Source organism: Thermoflexus sp., from assembly GCF_040289485.1.
Lineage (GTDB): Bacteria > Chloroflexota > Anaerolineae > Thermoflexales > Thermoflexaceae > Thermoflexus.
In genome coordinates this window covers 1-17,276 of the sequence record NZ_PSLG01000003.1, presented here as the reverse complement: position 1 = coordinate 17,276, position 17,276 = coordinate 1, and the positions used below count along the sequence as shown (strand labels likewise).

At 69.8% G+C, this 17,276-nt stretch carries 20 protein-coding genes and 1 pseudogene; 14 read left to right on the top strand and 7 right to left on the bottom strand.

Going from position 1 to position 17,276, the window contains the following annotated elements; genetic code table 11:
* The 4 genes from C4313_RS00985 to rtcA are packed head-to-tail and all read right to left on the bottom strand — an operon-like array spanning position 1 to position 2,690.
* Positions 1 to 318, bottom strand: a complete 318-nt coding sequence (locus C4313_RS00985; protein ID WP_352428011.1) for an EthD family reductase — start codon at positions 316 to 318, stop codon at positions 1 to 3.
* Positions 319 to 345: 27 nt separating this feature from the next.
* The gene (locus tag C4313_RS00980; RefSeq protein ID WP_352428010.1) at positions 346 to 639 is read right to left on the bottom strand and encodes a hypothetical protein; all 294 of its coding nucleotides are present in this window, start codon (positions 637 to 639) and stop codon (positions 346 to 348) included.
* Positions 611 to 1,606 carry an MBL fold metallo-hydrolase gene (locus C4313_RS00975; RefSeq protein ID WP_352428009.1) on the bottom strand — a complete coding sequence of 332 codons (996 nt, stop codon included), beginning with the start codon at positions 1,604 to 1,606 and terminating at the stop codon, positions 611 to 613. Before C4313_RS00975 ends, C4313_RS00980 begins: the two co-directional genes overlap by 29 nt.
* A complete protein-coding gene (gene rtcA / locus C4313_RS00970) occupies positions 1,599 to 2,690 on the bottom strand; it encodes an RNA 3'-terminal phosphate cyclase (RefSeq protein ID WP_503012433.1) in 1,092 nt (363 codons plus the stop codon). The genes C4313_RS00975 and rtcA overlap by 8 nt, the downstream gene beginning before the upstream one ends.
* A 197-nt stretch (positions 2,691 to 2,887) precedes the next feature.
* Here rtcA and coaE point away from each other — a divergent pair, with 197 nt between their 5' ends.
* The 12 genes from coaE to rbsK all read left to right on the top strand — a co-directional run bounded on the left by coaE (position 2,888) and on the right by rbsK (position 12,698).
* Positions 2,888 to 3,502 (top strand): dephospho-CoA kinase, encoded by a 615-nt coding sequence (gene coaE / locus C4313_RS00965; RefSeq protein WP_352428008.1) that lies wholly within the window; start codon positions 2,888 to 2,890, stop codon positions 3,500 to 3,502.
* A 24-nt stretch (positions 3,503 to 3,526) separates the two neighbouring features.
* Positions 3,527 to 4,021: a GNAT family N-acetyltransferase gene (locus C4313_RS00960; protein WP_352428007.1), complete on the top strand. Its 495-nt coding sequence runs from the start codon at positions 3,527 to 3,529 to the stop codon at positions 4,019 to 4,021.
* Between the two features lie 45 nt (positions 4,022 to 4,066).
* The gene (locus C4313_RS00955; RefSeq protein WP_352428006.1) at positions 4,067 to 4,303 is read left to right on the top strand and encodes a hypothetical protein; all 237 of its coding nucleotides are present in this window, start codon (positions 4,067 to 4,069) and stop codon (positions 4,301 to 4,303) included.
* A 55-nt stretch (positions 4,304 to 4,358) separates the two neighbouring features.
* The gene (locus C4313_RS00950; RefSeq protein WP_352428005.1) at positions 4,359 to 4,727 is read left to right on the top strand and encodes a hypothetical protein; all 369 of its coding nucleotides are present in this window, start codon (positions 4,359 to 4,361) and stop codon (positions 4,725 to 4,727) included.
* A gap of 303 nt (positions 4,728 to 5,030) precedes the next feature.
* The gene (locus C4313_RS00945; protein WP_352428004.1) at positions 5,031 to 5,717 is read left to right on the top strand and encodes a prepilin peptidase; all 687 of its coding nucleotides are present in this window, start codon (positions 5,031 to 5,033) and stop codon (positions 5,715 to 5,717) included.
* Between the two features lie 54 nt (positions 5,718 to 5,771).
* Positions 5,772 to 6,767 (top strand): LacI family DNA-binding transcriptional regulator, encoded by a 996-nt coding sequence (locus tag C4313_RS00940; RefSeq protein ID WP_352428003.1) that lies wholly within the window; start codon positions 5,772 to 5,774, stop codon positions 6,765 to 6,767.
* 17 nt (positions 6,768 to 6,784) lie between these two features.
* Entirely contained in the window at positions 6,785 to 7,180 is a 396-nt protein-coding gene (rbsD, locus tag C4313_RS00935) for a D-ribose pyranase (protein ID WP_352428002.1), read from the top strand.
* 13 nt (positions 7,181 to 7,193) lie between these two features.
* Positions 7,194 to 8,231 carry an ABC transporter permease gene (locus C4313_RS00930; RefSeq protein WP_352428001.1) on the top strand — a complete coding sequence of 346 codons (1,038 nt, stop codon included), beginning with the start codon at positions 7,194 to 7,196 and terminating at the stop codon, positions 8,229 to 8,231.
* Positions 8,232 to 8,298: 67 nt separating this feature from the next.
* Positions 8,299 to 9,243 (top strand): ribose ABC transporter substrate-binding protein RbsB, encoded by a 945-nt coding sequence (gene rbsB, locus C4313_RS00925; protein ID WP_352428000.1) that lies wholly within the window; start codon positions 8,299 to 8,301, stop codon positions 9,241 to 9,243.
* Between the two features lie 59 nt (positions 9,244 to 9,302).
* Positions 9,303 to 10,799, top strand: coding sequence for a sugar ABC transporter ATP-binding protein (locus tag C4313_RS00920; protein ID WP_352427999.1), 1,497 nt, complete (start codon positions 9,303 to 9,305; stop codon positions 10,797 to 10,799).
* Positions 10,792 to 11,775, top strand: coding sequence for an ABC transporter permease (locus C4313_RS00915; protein ID WP_352427998.1), 984 nt, complete (start codon positions 10,792 to 10,794; stop codon positions 11,773 to 11,775). The genes C4313_RS00920 and C4313_RS00915 overlap by 8 nt, the downstream gene beginning before the upstream one ends.
* Positions 11,772 to 12,698 carry a ribokinase gene (rbsK, locus tag C4313_RS00910; RefSeq protein ID WP_352427997.1) on the top strand — a complete coding sequence of 309 codons (927 nt, stop codon included), beginning with the start codon at positions 11,772 to 11,774 and terminating at the stop codon, positions 12,696 to 12,698. The genes C4313_RS00915 and rbsK overlap by 4 nt, the downstream gene beginning before the upstream one ends.
* 50 nt (positions 12,699 to 12,748) lie before the next feature.
* Here the strand turns inward: rbsK and C4313_RS00905 are convergent, their stop codons facing one another.
* The 3 genes from C4313_RS00905 to C4313_RS00895 are packed head-to-tail and all read right to left on the bottom strand — an operon-like array spanning position 12,749 to position 15,965.
* On the bottom strand, positions 12,749 to 13,321 hold the full coding sequence (locus C4313_RS00905) for a HEAT repeat domain-containing protein (RefSeq protein WP_352427996.1): 573 nt from the start codon (positions 13,319 to 13,321) through the stop codon (positions 12,749 to 12,751).
* Positions 13,322 to 13,341: 20 nt separating this feature from the next.
* Positions 13,342 to 13,605, bottom strand: coding sequence for a Trm112 family protein (locus C4313_RS00900; protein WP_352427995.1), 264 nt, complete (start codon positions 13,603 to 13,605; stop codon positions 13,342 to 13,344).
* Between the two features lie 8 nt (positions 13,606 to 13,613).
* Complete coding sequence (locus C4313_RS00895) at positions 13,614 to 15,965, bottom strand: endonuclease MutS2 (protein WP_352427994.1); 2,352 nt, start codon at positions 15,963 to 15,965, stop codon at positions 13,614 to 13,616.
* A 107-nt stretch (positions 15,966 to 16,072) separates the two neighbouring features.
* Here C4313_RS00895 and hpt point away from each other — a divergent pair, with 107 nt between their 5' ends.
* Positions 16,073 to 16,618 carry a hypoxanthine phosphoribosyltransferase gene (gene hpt / locus C4313_RS00890; RefSeq protein ID WP_352427993.1) on the top strand — a complete coding sequence of 182 codons (546 nt, stop codon included), beginning with the start codon at positions 16,073 to 16,075 and terminating at the stop codon, positions 16,616 to 16,618.
* A 114-nt stretch (positions 16,619 to 16,732) separates the two neighbouring features.
* A pseudogene (locus C4313_RS00885) lies at positions 16,733 to 17,276 on the top strand (hypothetical protein); the annotation flags it as partial.

Sequence of the window (17,276 nt, the reverse complement as noted above, 5' to 3'; positions counted from 1 at the left end):
TCATGGCCCGCCGCGTTCCTCCTCGAACGCGTCGGCGAACATGACCAGGACCTGGCCGGCGGCGAAGCGGGAGAGGTCGGCGGAGGCGTCGACCGCCTCCGGCGAGCGGAGGGCGGCCTCCAGGGCCGCCCGATCCTCAAAATACAGTTCCACCATCAGATGGAAAGGGGAGCCGCCGGCCGGCGTCCCCCAGATCCGCGAGACCTCCACGCGGCGCAGGTTCGGCAGGCGCTCGATCCGCGCCAGGTGCTGCTGATACCAGCGTTCGAAGGCGGCGGCGTCCGCAGGGGTCCGATACAGCGTGATGATCTTCACCACAGCGCACGCTCCTTTGGGCGACCGGCCTCAGGCGCCCCGTAGACGACGGCGGACCTCGCGGCAATGGGGACAATCCCAGCCGACGTATTCCCGGCCGCAGGTCCGACAGACCCGAGGGGTCAGCGGGGTCTCCTCCGAGAGGGAGGCCAGGATCAGGACGGCCTCGTGACCCTCATAGGGGACCAACCACTCCTCCAAGGGCGTTTCTCCGATCCACCACCGGCCCTCCGGATCCCGATGGAGGGGGCCGCGCAGGACGCGGGCGTCCAACTCGTAAGCCGCCGTGGCCAGTTCAAGCACGCTCGCTTTCCGCAAGGACATCCCGTTCCTCCTCGATCTCGTGGGGCTCCGCCCGCTCCACCTCCAGCCCGCCGCCCTTCAGGATCCGATACCGGTCGAAGTCCCGGGCCACCCAGACGTTGGGGAAAAGGGCCTGCGCCTCCGCCCGGATGTCCCGCTCCCGATAGCGCCGCGAGAGATGGGTCAGGATGAGGTGGCGAACCCCGGCGGCGCGGGCGAGCCCGGCCGCCTCGGCCGCCGTGAGGTGATCGTGGCGACGGGCCAGGTCGCGATCGGCCTGCAGGTAGGTCGCCTCGATGACCAGGGCGCCCACTCCCGCCACCGCCTCCACCAGATCCTCGACCCGCCCGGCGTCGCCGATCAGTGCCAGGGAGGCCCCCTCCACCGGCGGCCCCAATACCTCCTCCGGCGTCACCACGCGGCCGTCCGGCAAGATCACCGGCTGCCCCTCGACCAGGCGGCGGCGCTCCGGTCCCGGCGGGATCCCCAGGGCCTCCGCCTTCTCCACGAGGAAAGGTCGCCGGGGCTTCTCCCGGAACAGATAGCCCAGGCTGTCTCCCCCACGGTGGCTGACCGGGAAGGCGTAGACGCTGAGTTTCTCGTCGTCGAACAGCAGGCCCGGCTCGATGGCGTGGAAAGAAAGTTCGATGGAGGGTCGCACCCCCCGCAGCACCACGCGGTAGATCAGGTCCTTGACCCGCTCGATGGCCCCCCGGCGTCCGTAGATCGCCACGCGGGGAAGGATCTCCCAGCGCATCACCGTGGAGAGGAAGCCGGCCAGTCCCAGGATGTGATCCAGGTGGGCATGGGTGAGCAGCACCGTCTCCAGCCGGCGGAAGCCCAGGCCGCTTTTCAACAACTGCCGCTGGGTGCCCTCCCCGCAGTCCACCAGGAACCGCCGGTCCTCGAAGAGGACCACCTGGGCGGGGAGCCCCCGCCGGATGGAAGGGGCCGACGCCGAGGTGCCCAGGAAAACGATCTCAAGCATGAAGGGCCTCCTCCGCCGGGCGCACCCGCACCTCCCCGGGCTCCCCCTCCTCCCCCAGCACCTCGAAACGGTCTCCGACGAAGTGGCAGGCCACCCAGATGCTGGTCAGAAGGTGGGCGGTGATGCGGGAGGTCGTGAACCGGGAGGCCCCCGACGCGAGGGCGAGGGGGAGGATCAGTTGGTCCGCCAGGTGCGGATCCACCGCCGCGGAGGTGCGGTGGAAAGCCACCAGATCGGCCACCGCCTCCTCCGCCACCTTTTCCGCCGGCAGACCCTTCTTCCCGTAGGCGGAGGCGCCCGCCCGGACGTGGGCGTATTCCGCGATGAGGAAGATCCCCGCCCCCGGCCCCGGGCTCTCCACCTGGATGGCCTCCACCTCATCGGGGAGGCCGGCCTCCCGCAGGAGCCGGTTGGCCCGGGCCGCCATCCGCCTGGCGATCTCCAGCGGCAGGTTGGAGACGGCGGCCCAGCCCCACAGCCGCCGCAGCGGCCCCCGCTCCGTCAGGGTCAGCGGCTGCAGCCGATAGAGGCCCTGGCCCGCCAGAGGTCCGTGGACATCGAGGGTGATCTCCCCACCGCCGGCCGGATACCACCCCCAGCGCTCCAGATGGATCTCAGCGCGCAGGCCCATGCGGGCCAGGCACGGCAGGAGCACATCCCGCACGTAATGGAAGGGCGGGCTCCAGGGCACGTGGGTCCCCCCACGCAACGTCACCCGGGAGGTCCCAGGCGCATAAGCCAGGGGCAGCAGGATGGCCTGCAAGATCAGGGTCACCGATCCCGCACTCCCCCCAGCCCGGGCCGTCCCCACATCGATCGTGTAGGTGCCCGGGGCCGGTGGACCCTGGGGGATGAAGGTGAGGGTGGTGGCACCCAGGGCAGCCCCGTGCACTTGGGCGCGGCAGAGCATCGCGGCCGCCTTCACCGCGCTCAGGTGCTGCGCCTGAAGGCCAGGGTTCGGGCGGCGGGCCCGGATGTTCTCCACCCGCACCGGCCGCCCGGTGATGGTCGAGAGGGCCAGGACCGAGCGCAGGATCTGCCCGCCGCCTTCCCCATAACTGCCGTCCAGCACCACCATCGACAACGCCGCGGAGGACCTCCCTCGGGATACCGGCGTGGCCGCCATGGCCGCTTCCACCGGCCAGCGAGTTCCTGAGCGGACGCGCAGGACGGGTGCCCCCTTCCGGAGGGAGCGCCTTGCGTTATCATAGCCCGGAAGCTTGAGCCCCGACAACCCGGCTGGGCCGGCCGGCCTCGCCAGCCCGGCCGGAGGCGGCTATCATGGGAACGATGAAGAAGCGGCCGGTTCTCATCGGGCTCACCGGGAACATCGCCTGCGGCAAGAGCACTGTCGCCCGCATGCTCGCCGAGATGGGCGCCGCGGTGATCGACGCCGACGCGGTGGCCCATGCAGTGATCCGAAAGGGCACACCCACTTACGAAGCCATCGTCCGTCGCTTCGGGCCCGAGATCCTGGGACCCGACGGCGAGATCGACCGGCGGCGCCTGGGCGATCGGGTTTTCCGGGACCCGGCCGCGCTGCGGGATCTGGAAGCCATCGTGCACCCGGCGGTGTTGGCGGCCATCCAGGAGCGCCTGGCGGCCGGGGTGGAGGCCCCCGCTGTTGTCATCGAGGCCATCAAACTCATCGAATCCGGCTTCGCCCGCGCCTGCGACACCCTCTGGGTGGTCACCTGCCCGGAACGCGAACAGGTCCGCCGGCTGATGGCCGAGCGGGGGCTGTCGGAGGAGGAGGCATGGGTGCGCATCCGGGCCCAGCCTCCCCCGGAGGAGAAGATCCGGCTCGCCGACGAGGTGATCGACAACGGGGGCGATCTGGAGGCGACCCGCCGGCAGGTGGAGGCGGCGTGGCGCCGCCGGGTCGGCGACCCGTGATCCGGAACCGAGAGGGAGGCGCCGATGAAGGCCACGCTTCGGCGGGCGCGACCGGCGGATGTCGACCAGATCCGGGAGCTGGTCCGCGAGGCAACCCGGGGGCGGCTGGATCCTTCCCCAGATGAGGTGTTCGAGCGGATGGCCGAGCGGGGGATGCTGCTGGCTTTGGATCCGGAGCGCCGGCCGGTCGGGCTGGTCAGTTGGCGGGTGGAGAACCTGGTCGCCCGCATCCTGGACTTCCTGGTCCACCCGGTGGCGCTCCGGCCCACGGTGGGGCGTCAGTTGATCGAGGCGGTGGAAGAGGAGGCGCGCCGCCTGGAGTGCGAGGCCTGCGTGATCTACGTCTCGCCGGAGATGTCCTCGGCGGCCCTTGCCTTCTACATCGGGCTGGGCTATACCCGGTGGCCGGAAGAGAGCCTGTCGGAGCCCTGGCGGGAGGCCGCCCACGAGTTCGATGCCTTCGGGCGGGTCGCCCTCATCAAGCAGATCCGTTCCGAGCGGGTGACCCGGCCGATCTGAACCGGCCGGGGTCCCCACTCACCCGGAGCAACAGGAGGTTCCGCGATGTGGACCGCGATCAAGACCTTCGCCGAGCAGCATCCCCGCCTGACGGCGTGGATCGCCCTGGCCATCGGGATGGTTGCCATCCTGCTCTGGTCGGCCCGCGATGTGGGCCTGACTCCCTCGCAGTTGCTGGCCCTGGTGGTGGCGACCATCGTGCTGGCCGGGCTCTGCGTGTGGATCATCAGCTGGGAGGACGAGGAGGAGGAAGCCGGATCCGAGACCCGTTCCTCAAAATAACCGGCTGTCTGCATCCGGGGGGAGCGCCATCCTCCCTCGGGAAAAGGAACTCACCGTGGAGCTCCTGGAAGCGCTGAAGGCGATCCATACTTCCCAAGGCCTGCTCAGTTGGCTGGATGTGTTCAACGCCTGGGCCCAGGCCCGCGCGGCCGGCCCCGAGGGAGCCTTCGTCCAGGCCACTGCCGAGGCCGCCTTGGACCGTCTGGAGGAGGCCCAGGACCAGCCCTCTTACGAGGCCATGCGGCTGTTGGCCCGCGCCATCCTGGGCTGGTGGTCCCTCGCCGTGGACGCCCTGGCGCTGGGCGAGGAGGCCGCTGGCCTGCGGGTGCGCGCCCTCCACCTGGCCCGTCAGTTGGACGAGGTCACCGAGGGGCGCTGGGCGCTGGCCACCTGGCTCGAGACCCACACGCCGCGCCCCCGGTGAACCGGCCCCGCCTGGGCCGCCGAGGGGTCGAGGGATCGAGGGGCTATCCGAACAAAAACCCCGCCATGCCGTGGGTCGCCGGGCTGCTGCACCCTCTGGCTCCGGTGGGGGCCTCCGGCCGGTTGCCGCCTTGACGCGCCCTGCGCGCAGGCCGTCTAACGCGTCCCCGGACCCGAGACCGGCCCCCTCATGAACAGGTGTTGGCGCCAGCCGCTGAGCACGACCGCACGCACATGGCCGGGCTGCTTTCATTTTAGTCCAACCGGCGGCGGTGGTCAACCAGCCAGGCCCCTGGGAGGGACAATGCTGGAGATCGGGCTCTTCGCAGGGATCGGATGGGGCGTCGGGATGCTGATCAACGGGCTCGCCGAGGGGCTGCCGCGGCGGCAGGTCCTGCCGCGCTGGGAGGATCGGCGGCCCTCGGCCTGGCTGTCCTGGGCCCGCCACGGCCGGCGGCCGAAGGGACGGGCCCTGGTGGTGGAACTGGCGCTGCCCCTGCTCTGGGCCTTGGCCGCGGCCCGCTGGGGCGCGACGATCCGGGGCGGGCTAACGGGCCTTTACCTTTCGGTGCTGGCCCTAGCGACCGTCACCGATCTCGAGGGGCGCCGCATCTACGATGCGGTGATGCTGCCGGCCATCGCCCTGGCCATCGTCCTGGCCCCAGTCTCCCCATGGCTGGGCGGCGGGGCGTGGGGGGCCTGGCTGACCGGCCTGGGGATCTTGGGGTTCTTTGTGGGGCTGGTCCTCCTGACGCGGGGGGGGCTGGGGGGCGGCGACGCGACCTTGGCGGCCTTCATCGGCCTGGTGACCGGGTTTCCCCAAGGCCTGCAGGCCCTGGCCATCGGGATCCTCTTGGCCGGCGGCGCGAGCCTTGGGCTGCTGGCAGCCCGACGGGTGACCCTGAAAACCGCTATCCCCTATGGTCCCTTCCTGGCCCTCGGAGGCGCCCTCATCCTGCTGGGCCTTGGTGAACCGGTCCCAGGGTCTTGACAATACCCCGCCGCATGCCTATCATGGAGTTAAACGTTTAACTCCTATCGGGCGATGGCGACATTACGGGAAGTTGCCCGGCGGGCGGGGGTTTCCATCGCCACGGTCTCCTACGTGTTGAACGGCACGCGGCGGGTCCGGCCGGAGGTGGAGGCCCGGGTGTGGGAAGCGGTGGCGGCGCTGGGGTATCGGCCGAACCGGGTGGCCCGGGGCCTGCGGCGGCGGCGGACCCATGTGTTGGGGCTGATCGTCCCGGACAGTGCCAACCCCTTCTTCGCGGAGGTCGCCCGGGGGCTGGAGGACGCCAGTTTCGCGGCTGAATACCGGCTGATCCTTTGCAACTCCGATGGAGACCCATTGAAGGAGCAGCGTTACCTAGAGGTTCTCCTCGAGCAACGGGTCGATGGGATCGCCCTCGTCTCCGCCAGCGCGGCCCCTCTCCACCTTTCGACGCTCCAAGCCTCGGGGGTGCCTTTCGTGGTGGTGGATCGGGATCTGCCGGGCCTGGAGGCGGACTGCGTGCTGGCGGACAACCTGCAGGGGGGATATTTGGCCACACGGCATTTGTTGGAGCGGGGCCATCGGCGGATCGCGTGTATCACGGGCCCTTCGGACTTGACCCCCAGCGCGGATCGGGTGCGGGGCTACCGACAGGCGATGGCGGAGGCGGGGATTGAACCGCCGGACCTCTGGATCCGTCGGGGGGATTTCCGGGCGGAGAGCGGCTACCAGGCCGCCCGTTTCTTCCTCAGCCTTCCACCGGGGCTGCGCCCGACAGCGATCTTCGCCTGCAATGACTTGATGGCCATCGGGGCGCTGCGGGCGATCGGGGAGGCCGGCCTGGCGGTGCCTCGGGACATCGCCTTGGTGGGTTTTGACGACATTACCCTGGCGGCCTACGTCATCCCTCCGCTGACCACGGTGGCCCAGCCGACCTATGAGATGGGACGCCTGGCGGGGGAGCTGTTGATCCAGCGCATCCAGGAGCGGGGACGCCCGCCGGCCCGTCACCTCCTGCCGGTCCGCCTGGTCGTTCGTCAATCCGCCTAGCGCTGAGGAGAGGGCCCATGAAGAAACGAGGGTTGTTGAACGCCCCCCTGAGCCATGTGATCGCCCAGATGGGGCATGGGGATCTCCTGGTCATCGCGGACGCCGGGCTGCCGATCCCCCCTGAGGTCCCGCGCATCGACCTTGCCGTGCGCCCGGGGCTTCCTTCTTTCCTGGATGTCCTCGAGGCAGTCCTCGAGGAGCTCCACATCGAGAAGGCGATCCTGGCCTCGGAGATGGAGGCCCGCAGCCCCCATCTTTACCAAGCGACGCGGCACCGCCTGGGGTCCATTCCTCTCGAGCAGGTGCCGCATGAAACGTTCAAAGCCATGACCGCCCGGGCGCGGGCCGTGGTTCGGACCGGCGAGTGCACACCTTATGCCAACGTCATCTTGGTCTCCGGCGTGATCTTCTGAGGCGAGGTGGGGATTGAGCGCGGAGCGTCCGGTGCGGGGGAACCGCACGCTGGCGGGATCCGGGATGGTGTTCGTCCGGGCGTTGGGGGATGCGCTTTCCCGAATCCGGCGGGAGGAGGCCTTGGGGGCTCGAGAGCGGTGGGGGCGCCTGGGCCTGGTGCTGACGCTTTTGCTCTTTTGCGGGGCCCTGGCGTTGCTCTCGCCGCGCTTCCTGATCCCCAGCAACCTGATCAATGTGATCCGACAGACCGCGGTGAACGGCATCATCGCGGTGGGGATGACTCTGGTCATCCTGACCGGGGGCATCGACCTCTCGGTGGGTGCGGTGCTGGCCCTGAGCGGGGTGGTGGCGGCGAGCGGGGTGACCGGGGGGCAGCCGGTGATCGTCGCGATGCTCGAGGCCCTGGCCCTCGGGGCGATCCTCGGCGCCCTGAACGGGATCGCCGTGGCCTGGCTGCGCCTCCCTCCCTTCATCACCACTTTGGGGATGATGACCGTCGCCCGCGGGCTCGCTCTCAGTTACACCCAGGGACGGCCCATCACGGGTTTCCCGGAGCCCTTCCGCTGGCTGGGGACCGGGTGGCTGGGGCCGTTGCCGATCCCTGTTCTGGTGATGGGCCTGATCTTCGGGCTCGGCTTCGTGCTTCTCCACCACACGGTCTTCGGGGAGCGGCTGCTTGCCATCGGCAACAACCTGGAGGCCGCCCGGGCGTCCGGCATCCGGGTGTCCCGTTACTTGATCGCCACCTACGGGCTGAGCGGTCTCCTGGCGGCCCTGGCCGGGCTCATGCTGATCGGCCGCCTGGACTCCGCCCCGCCGACTCTGGGGATCGGTTATGAGTTCGACGCCATCGCCGCGGTGGTGATCGGAGGGACCCGTCTGACCGGCGGCGAGGGCTGGCTGATGGGCACCCTGATCGGCGCCCTGATGATCGGGATCCTGAACAACGGGATCAACCTTTTGAACATCCCTGCGTTCTACGAACAAGTGGTCAAGGGCGCTGTCATCGCAGGGGCGCTCCTGCTGCATCAAGCGCTGCGGCGCGGATGAGGGCTGGGGAGGCTCAAGCGCACGGCTGTGCGCTTGAATCCGATTCTTGCTGGAAGGAGGAGAAGCCATGCGTGCCCGTCTGTGGATGGTTCTGGTTGTGGTGGCGGCTCTAGGCCTTGGGGCGTGCGCGCCCTCCGCGGCGCCCAGGGCCACGGCGACGCCGGCGGCGGCGCCCGCGCGGGAGATCGTCCTCGGGCTCTCCCTCTCCACCCTTAACAACCCCTTCTTCGTCACCCTGAAGGAGGGAGCCGAGAAGGCCGCCGCTCAATACGGCGTGCGGCTGATCGTCGTCGACGCCCAGGACGATCCCGCCAAGGAGGCGGCCAACATTGAGGATCTGATCCAGAAGAAGGTCTCGGCCCTCCTCATCAACCCGACCGACACCAAGGCGGTGGTGCCCAGCATCCAGAAGGCCAACCAGGCGGGCATCCCCGTCTTCACCGTGGACCGGGCGGCGGAGGGCGGCCAGATCGTCTCCCACATCGCCTCGGACAACGTGGCCGGCGGGCGGATGGCCGCGGAGTTCCTCTGCAAGGCCCTGAACGGCAAGGGCAAGGTGGTGGAACTGGAGGGCATCCCCGGCACCTCCGCGGCCCGGGATCGGGGCAAGGGCTTCAACGACTATCTGAAAGAGAAGTGCCCCGGCCTGGAGGTGGTCGCCCGCCAGCCGGCGGATTTCAACCGGGCGAAGGGCCTGCAGGTCTTCGAGAACATCCTTCAGGCCCAGCCGAAGATCGACGGCGTCTTCGCCCACAACGATGAGATGGTGCTAGGCGCCATCCAGGCCGCGGAGGCCGCCGGGCGCACCGGCATCATCTTCGTGGGCTTCGACGCCATCGACGACGCGGTCAAGGCGGTGAAGGAAGGCAAACTCGCAGCCACCGTGGCCCAGCAGCCGGCCGAGATGGGCCGCCTGGCAGTGGAGATGGCCGTCAAGTATCTACGGGGCGAGAAGGTGGAGAAGTTCATCCCGGTCCCCCTCTCGCTGGTGACCAAGGAGACGGTGAAGTGAAAACAGCGGGCGGCGCCGGCGCGGCTGGCGCCGCCCCTATTCCGATCCGGGTGATACCGATGGTGCAGCCCTTGCTTCGCGCGGAAGGGATTTCCAAGGCCTTCCCCGGTGTCCAGGCCCTGGATCAGGTCAGCCTGGAGATTTTCCCGGGGGAGATCCACGGGCTGGTGGGGGAGAACGGGGCCGGCAAGAGCACCCTCATCCGTATCCTCGCGGGGGTCCTCCGCCCGGACGAGGGGCGGATCTTCTGGCAGGGCCACCCGGTGGAGATCGCCGACCCGCGCCATGCCCGCCGCCTGGGGATCGCCGTGATCCATCAGGAACTGAGCCTCCTCCCGAACCTGTCGGTGGCGCGCAACCTTTTCTTGGGACGGGAGCCCCGCGGGTGGCTGGGGATGCTGGATCACCGCACCATGGCGCGGGAGGCCCGCCGGATCCTGGCGGGGCTGGAGATGGATCTGGACCCAGGGGCCCTGGTAGGCATCCTACCGTTCGCCCAACGCCAGATGCTGGAGATCGCCCGGGCGGTCTCGGAGGATGCCCGCCTGCTGATCATGGACGAGCCGACCTCCGCCCTCAGCGAACGGGAGATCGCCCGCCTGTTCGAACTGCTCCGCGAACTGAAGTCGCGCGGCGTCTCGGTCCTCTTCATCTCCCACCGCCTGGAGGAGGTCTTCCGGATCGCCGATCGGATCACCGTGCTTCGGGACGGCCGGCATATCGGCACCTTCCCCACTGCTGAGGTCACGCCCTCCGCCGTCGTCCGCATGATGGTCGGCCGGGAGATCCGGGAGATGTTCGTGCGCAGCGGTTCCCCCGGCGCCGAGATCGCCCTGGAGGTGCAGGGGCTGAGCCGCCCAGGGGCCTTCCGCGATATCTCCCTGGAGATCCGACGGGGGGAGATCGTCGGCCTGTTCGGCCTGGTCGGTGCGGGCCGCAGCGAGGTGGCCCGGGCCCTGTTCGGCTTGGACCCCGTGGATCGCGGGGAGATCCGGATCGAGGGGAAAGCGGTGCGCATCCGATCGCCGGCCGACGCCATCGCTGCGGGGATGGCCTTCATCCCAGAGGATCGCAAGGCCCAGGCCCTCTTCCTGAGCATGGCAGTGCGTTCCAACATCGCCATCTCCGCCCTGCACCGCCTTGCCCGCGCGGGGTTCCTCTGGGGCTCCCAGTTGGAAGCGTGGACCTGGCCCTACATCCGCCAACTGGACATCCGTCCTCCTCGCCCGGGCATGCCGGTGCGCCATCTCTCCGGCGGAAACCAGCAGAAAGTGGTGATCGCCCGCTGGTTGATGCTCCGGCCCAAGATCCTCATCATGGACGAGCCGACGCGGGGCATCGATGTCGGCGCCAAGGCGGAGATCCACGTCTGGATGGACCGCCTTGCCCGGGAGGGAATGGCGATCCTGATGATCTCCTCAGAGCTCCCGGAGGTCCTTGGGATGAGCGATCGGATCCTGGTCATGCGGGAGGGACGGATCGTAGGGCGCCTGGCCCGCGGGGAGGCGACTGCCGATCGGATCCTGGCGCTGGCGATGGGGGATCCGCATGGCTGAGGGACGCAGGCTCCTCGAGCGGTGGAGTGGGGTGCTGGTGCTGCTGATCCTGTGGGCCGGCCTGGCGCTGGCGACGCCCCGCTTCCTCACCCCATCGAATCTCCTGAACGTGGCGCTGCAGTCCTCGATCTTGGCGGTGGTGGCCATGGGGATGACGGCCACCATCCTCAGCGGAGGGATCGATCTCTCGGTCGGGTCGGTGATGGCCTTCACCGGCGCGCTGGCCGCCGGCCTGATGGTCTGGAACGGCTGGCCGGTGGCGGCGGCCATGGCCATCGCCTTGGGGGCAGGGCTGGCCCTGGGTGCCCTCAACGGCGCCCTGGTGGTCTACGGCCGCCTGGCCCCTTTCATCGCGACCCTCTCGACCATGGCCATCGCCCGGGGCCTCACCCTGGTCTACACCCGTGGATATCCCATCGCCGGCCTGCCGGATCCGTTCACGGCCCTGGGGACGGGGCATCTGCTGGGGGTCCCCATGCCGGTGGTGATCATGGCCGGCGTGGCGGTGGTTGTCGGCTTCCTGCTGCGCCGGACGCCCTGGGGGCTCCACCTGTATGCCGTCGGCGGGGGCGAGGACCTGGCCTGGCTCTCCGGTGTCCGGGTTCCGTGGATCAAAGGCTCGGTCTATCTCCTCAGCGGGCTCCTGGCGGCCCTGGGAGGACTCCTGCTGACCGCCCGGTTGTGGTCCGCCCAGCCCAACGTCGGCCTCGGGTTGGAACTGGAGGCCATCACGGCCTCGGTCCTGGGAGGGGCCCGCCTCAGCGGCGGCTACGGGGGCGTGGGCGGGACCCTCATCGGGGCCCTGGTGATGGGAACGGTCAGCAACGGCCTGAACCTGCTGGAGGTTCCCTCGTATCATCAGCAGGTGATCAAGGGGCTGGTCTTCATCATGGCCGTGGGCCTGGATCGGTTGCTGAAGACCGGCCCCCTCCCCTCAGCAACCGCATCCCCTTTGCGGCGGAGGGAGGGTCGATGAGCCTTCTGGTCCTCGGGAGCATCAACATGGACCTGGTGGCCGTGGCGTCTCGGCTCCCCCGCCCGGGCGAGACGTTGCGGGGGATCCGCTTCTTCACCGCCCCCGGGGGAAAGGGAGCCAACCAGGCGGTGGCAGCGGCCCGCTTGGGGGTGCCCACGCGGATGATCGGCCGGGTCGGGAACGACGTCTTCGGGCCGGCTCTTCGGCGCGCCCTGGAGACGGCGGGGGTGGATATCGAGGGGGTGGCCGTGGATCCGGAGACCAGCTCGGGGACAGCCCTCATCGTGGTGGCGGAGGGGGGGCAGAACACCATCGTGATCATCCCGGGGGCCAACGGCCGGGTGGGGGCAGCGGAACTGGCCCAGTTGGAGCGCTGGCTGGCGACCGCGCGGATCCTCCTCTTGCAATTGGAGGTGCCGTTGGATGTGGTCATGGCCGCGGCGGAACGGGCCGCGCGGGCAGGGGTGATGGTCATCTTGAACCCGGCCCCCGCTGCCCCGTTGCCGCCGGAAGCCTACCGCTGGTGCACCTGGCTGACCCCAAATGAGGTGGAAGCCGAAGGGTTGGTGGGCTTTCCCTTGACGGAGCCCGGGGCGGTGGAGGAGGCTGCTCGGACGCTGGTGGGTCGCGGCTGCCGTCATGTGGTGATCACCCTGGGGGAGCGGGGAAGCCTCTATGCGGATGCTGAGACGATCCGATGGATCCCCGCCTATTCGGTGCCGGTGGTGGATACCGTGGCGGCCGGCGATGCTTTCAACGGCGCCCTGGCCGCTGCCCTGTGGGAGGGACGATCGATCGAGGAGGCGCTGCGATGGGCCAGCGCCGCCGGCGCCCTCAGCGTGACCCGCCCGGGCGCCCAACCCTCCCTGCCGAGCCGAGAGGAGCTTCTCGCCTTCCTGGCGGCCCAATCCCTACCCCGGTGAGCCGTTCAGGGCACCCCCGAAGCAGTCCTAGAAGCGAGGAAGGCCGGCGCTCATCCCACCCCATACAGGCCGAGGAGCCGATCGAGGCCGGCCTCGGCGAAGCGGCGGACCAGCAGGCTGGGATCCTCGAGGGCAGCGAACAGGGCCGGGACGCTGTGGGGCGAGGCGATGCGGGCCAGCACCCGGGCGGCCAGGATCCGCACCTGGGGGTGGGGATGTTGCAGGCTCTCTGCCAGCACCGACAAGGCGGCCTCTCCATATCGGGCGAGGGCCTCGGCCGCCACCCACGCGACCCAGGGAAGATCCTCCAGTCGGCGCTGAAGCGCCGAGAGGACCTCCTCCGCCATCGACGTCCGCGGCCGGGCTCCCAGCGCCCAGGCGGCCGCCGCCCGAACCCCCGGGTCCGGATCCTCCAAAGCCCCCTGCAACAAGGCCACGCCCGGGGCGTCTGGGGTCTCCGCTAGGATCCGACACGCCCAGGCCCGCAGATCCGGGTCTGGATCTTGCAGCAACGCCTGGGCCAGGTCCTCCAGACGCCCCGGGTCCCCCTGCCTGTCGGAGATCCAACGCTCCGCCTGCTCCGGGTCCTCCCGGAGCAGGCGCCGCCACCTCTCCAGGCTCATCGCGCCCGAGCCGCCCGCGCTCATGCCGCTGGCGGGGGGACCGGCAGGGCTTCCACTGGCGTCTCCCGCCATTTGTCCCCTTCCTCGATGAGCATCACCGGGATGCCGTCTCGGATCGGATACTTGCGTCCGCAATCCGGCTCCACGCAGACCAGCCACACGTCCTTCACCAAGTGCAACCGTCCCGGGTCCGGGCCCTCCTTCCGCGTCGGGCCGGAGACGCAGTGCGGACATCGCAGGATCTCCAGCAACTCAGGGCTGATCACGGGTTCCACCTCCTGCATGCTGAGGATCACCGTGCCAGCCGGACCACGGTGGCGCCGTCGTCCGGCGTCGGCTCCAAGGCCTCCACGTGGGGATGGCTCCGGAGGCGTTCGCGGATGGCCCGCCGCAGGGCCCCGGTGCCCTTGCCGTGGATGATCCGCACGAAGGGCATCCCGGCCAGGAAGGCGTCGTCCAGGAATTTCTCCACCAGCGGCAGCGCCTCCTCCACCCGCATCCCCCGCAGATCCAGATCGAGGGGAAGCGTCGGGACGCGGACCCCGGAGGCCCCGCTGGGCTCCGGTCGGTCCGGCCGCGCCCCCTGGCGCCGCTCCAGATCCGAAAGGGACATCCGAAGCCGCCAGCGGCCCACCTGCACGTCGGCAGCGTCCTCCTCCAGGCTCAGGATCTCGCCCTCCGCCTGTAACGGCCGAACCCACACCCGGTCCCCAACGGCGAAGGCCAGGCCCGCCGAGAGCTCCGACGCCGGGGCGGCCGGACGGAGGGCTTCCCGCAGGCGGGCCTGCAATGCCTCCAGACGGCGCCGGGCGGCTTCGACCTCCGCCGCGTGCACGGCCCGCACCTGGCGGCGGATCCGCTCCACCTCCTGGCGGGCCTCCGCCAGCAACGCTTCCACTTGCTCCCGGGCCTCGCGCAGCAGCCGCTCCCGCTCCGCCTCGACACGGGCCAGCCGGGCCCGCCATTCCGCCTCCAGCGCCTGAGCCTCCCGCCGGGCCCCCTCGGCCTCCTCCCAGGCTCGGACGGCTTCCCGACGGAGCCGCTCCGCCTCAGCCAGCAAGGTCTCCAGATGGAGGGCCTCTGGCGCCACGTATTGCTGGGCGCGCGCGATCAACGCCTCCGGCAACCCCAGGCGCCGGGCGATCAGGAAGGCGTTGGATCGGCCCGGCAGCCCGATGCGCAGCCGGTAGGTCGGCGCCAAAGTCTCGGGATCAAACTCCATGCTGGCGTTGATCGCCCCTGGCGTCGTCTGCGCCCAGAGTTTCAACTCCGGGAAATGGGTGGCCACCAGCGTGGTCGACCGGCGGGCGTGGAAATGTTCCAGCAACGCCCGGGCCAGCGCAGCCCCCTCCGTCGGGTCGGTCCCCGCCCCCAGTTCGTCCAGGAGGACCAAGGAGCGCTCCGTGGCCCGCTCCAGGAACCCCAGGATATTGAGCAGGTGCGCCGAGAACGTCGAGAGATTCTGCTCGATGCTCTGCTCGTCGCCGATATCTGCGTAGATCCCGTCGAAGACCGGCAGGCGGGAGCCCTCGGCGGCCGGGATGTGCAGGCCGCTCTGGGCCATGATCGCCAAAAGGCCCACCGTCTTCAGGGCCACCGTTTTCCCGCCCGTGTTGGGCCCCGTCAGGATCAACATAAAGGTGGAAGGGCCCGGCGTGACGTCGATAGGCACCACCCGCTGGGGATCCAGGAGCGGATGGCGGGCCTGGCGCAGCCAGAGAGGCGAGGCCGCCCGCCGCTCCGGGGGCTCCTCCGGCCACGGGACGATCTCCGGACGCTCCGCCCCGAGGGCGATGGCATAGCGGGCCTTGGCCAGGGCCAGATCCAGGTCCGCCAGGGCCTCCAGGGTGGCGTAGAGATCTTCCGCCTGCGCCCCCACCCGCGCGCTCAGATCCGCCAGGATGCGGGCCACCTCTTTTTCCTCCTGCGCCTGCAGGGCCCGCCAGCGGTTCCCCATCTCCACCACCGGCAGCGGCTCCACGAACAGCGTAGCGCCGCTGGCCGAGGTATCGTGGACCAGCCCGGGGATCTTCCCCCGATGCTCCGCCTTGACCGGCAGGACGAAACGGCCGTTGCGCAGCGTAATCAACGGCTCCTGAAGATAGGGAGCGTATCGGGGGTCCGTCAGGTAAACCTGCAGGCGGGCCTGGATCTCCTGGCCCAGCCGCCGGATCTCCGCCCGCAGGTGTCGCAGGAGGGGGCTGGCATCATCCTTCACCTCGCCCCCCTCGTCCAGACAACGCTCCAGTTCGGCCTCCAGCTCCGGAAACTCCCGCATCCGGTCGGCATGCCGGGCCAGGCGGGGCAGGGCCTCCCGGCGCCGGAGCAACGCGCGGCGGATCCGTCGGGCCGCCCGCAGCGTGTCCAGGACCGCGAGCAGGTCCGATGGGGTAAGGGCGGCGCCGTGGCGGGCAGCCACCAGGAGGGGACGCAAATCCCGCACCCCTCCCAGGTCAAAGCCGGGCTCCTCCGCGAGCCACCGGCGGGCCTCCTCGGTTTCCGCCAGCCGATCCCGGACCTCCTCCGGGTCGCGGGAGGGACGCAGGGCCCGTGCCTTCTCCGCCCCCCAGGGGAACGCCGTATATCCTGCCAGGCGCTCCTGGATCTTCGACCACTCCAGCGTCGTGAGATCTCGTTCCCGCATCCCATTGCCCTGTCCTACAGATCCGCCTTTCATTATAAACCAGCGAAAAGGAAGACCGGCCCCGCCTTATAATCAACGGGGATCCTAGGCAGAGAGGGGAGGCTGCGATGCGGCCGCATCGGATCGAGCCGTTGATCGCAAGCGGGGAACTGGCGGCGCGGGTGCGGGCCCTCGCCGCGCAGATCTCGGCGGACTACCGGGGCCGCGACCTGCTGGTCGTGGGCGTCCTCAAGGGCGCCTTCGTCTTCTGCGCCGATCTCCTCCGACACCTGGAAGGGGTGTACACACAGGTGGACTTCATCGCGTGCTCCAGTTACGGCGCCGCCACCGAGACCTCGGGGGTGGTCCGCATCCTCAAAGACTTGAACGAACCGGTCACCGGGCGGGAGGTCCTGCTGGTGGAGGACATCGTGGACACCGGCTTGACCCTCCAGTATCTGCAGGCCCACCTCCGAAGCCAGAGCCCCCGCAGCCTGCGCACCGCCGTGCTATTGGACAAGCCCTACCGCCGCCAGGTCCCGGTGGAAGTGGATTACCGGGGCTTCGAGATCCCAGACCTCTTTGTGGTCGGCTACGGGATCGACTGGGCGGAGCGCTACCGCCATCTGCCCTACATCGGGGCGGTGCGCTTCCTCGACGGCGAGAGGGCATGAAGGGCTCGGGGAAACCCAGCTGCACGCCGAACCACCCCCGCCGGCCCGCGGGCGTGTCCTAAGGCAGGGGAAATGTGCTATCATCTTCATGAGCCTCATTGCACAGGGGGTAGGATGGCCTTCACCGTTGAGGATTTTGAGGATCTGATCCGCCTGCTGGAGCAGCGGGAGGAGTGGCGACGGCGGCTGCAAGCCCTGCTGCTGGTGGACCGGCTCCTGGCGCTGCCGGAAGAACTGCAGGTCTTCCGGCAAGAGGTGGACCAACGCTTCCGGCGGCTGGAAGGCCTGATGGAAGGCCTGATTCGGGTGGTCGAAGGCCTAACCCGGGCCCAAGAGCAAACCGCGGGCCAGGTCGGCAGCCTGATGGAGGCCGTAGCCCGCCTGGCCGAAGCCCAGGCCCGGGCCGAACAGCGCCTGGCCCGCCTGGAGGAGACCGTCCAGCGCCTCATCGAAGCCCAGGCTCTGGCCGAACAACGCCTCACCCGCCTGGAGGAGACCGTCCAGCGCCTCGCCGAAGCCCAGGCCCAGTTCGAACAACGCCTCACCCGCCTCGAAGAGGCGATGATCCGGGCCGAGGAACGCCTCACCCGCCTGGAGGAGACTGTCCAGCGCCTCGCCGAAGCCCAGGCCCAGTTCGAACAACGCCTCACCCGCCTGG

Bases quoted from the DNA above. Each gene is read 5' to 3' on its own strand.
- coaE (WP_352428008.1), top strand. From the start codon at position 2,888: ATGGGAACGATGAAGAAGCGGCCGGTTCTCATCGGGCTCACCGGGAAC.
- C4313_RS00960 (WP_352428007.1), top strand. From the start codon at position 3,527: ATGAAGGCCACGCTTCGGCGGGCGCGACCGGCGGATGTCGACCAGATC.
- C4313_RS00900 (WP_352427995.1), bottom strand. From the start codon at position 13,605: ATGCAGGAGGTGGAACCCGTGATCAGCCCTGAGTTGCTGGAGATCCTG.
- C4313_RS00905 (WP_352427996.1), bottom strand. From the start codon at position 13,321: ATGAGCCTGGAGAGGTGGCGGCGCCTGCTCCGGGAGGACCCGGAGCAG.
- rbsK (WP_352427997.1), top strand. From the start codon at position 11,772: ATGAGCCTTCTGGTCCTCGGGAGCATCAACATGGACCTGGTGGCCGTG.
- C4313_RS00975 (WP_352428009.1), bottom strand. From the start codon at position 1,606: ATGCTTGAGATCGTTTTCCTGGGCACCTCGGCGTCGGCCCCTTCCATC.
- rbsB (WP_352428000.1), top strand. From the start codon at position 8,299: ATGCGTGCCCGTCTGTGGATGGTTCTGGTTGTGGTGGCGGCTCTAGGC.
- C4313_RS00920 (WP_352427999.1), top strand. From the start codon at position 9,303: ATGGTGCAGCCCTTGCTTCGCGCGGAAGGGATTTCCAAGGCCTTCCCC.
- hpt (WP_352427993.1), top strand. From the start codon at position 16,073: ATGCGGCCGCATCGGATCGAGCCGTTGATCGCAAGCGGGGAACTGGCG.
- C4313_RS00980 (WP_352428010.1), bottom strand. From the start codon at position 639: ATGTCCTTGCGGAAAGCGAGCGTGCTTGAACTGGCCACGGCGGCTTAC.
- C4313_RS00895 (WP_352427994.1), bottom strand. From the start codon at position 15,965: ATGCGGGAACGAGATCTCACGACGCTGGAGTGGTCGAAGATCCAGGAG.
- C4313_RS00955 (WP_352428006.1), top strand. From the start codon at position 4,067: ATGTGGACCGCGATCAAGACCTTCGCCGAGCAGCATCCCCGCCTGACG.
- C4313_RS00945 (WP_352428004.1), top strand. From the start codon at position 5,031: ATGCTGGAGATCGGGCTCTTCGCAGGGATCGGATGGGGCGTCGGGATG.
- rbsD (WP_352428002.1), top strand. From the start codon at position 6,785: ATGAAGAAACGAGGGTTGTTGAACGCCCCCCTGAGCCATGTGATCGCC.
- C4313_RS00915 (WP_352427998.1), top strand. From the start codon at position 10,792: ATGGCTGAGGGACGCAGGCTCCTCGAGCGGTGGAGTGGGGTGCTGGTG.
- C4313_RS00940 (WP_352428003.1), top strand. From the start codon at position 5,772: ATGGCGACATTACGGGAAGTTGCCCGGCGGGCGGGGGTTTCCATCGCC.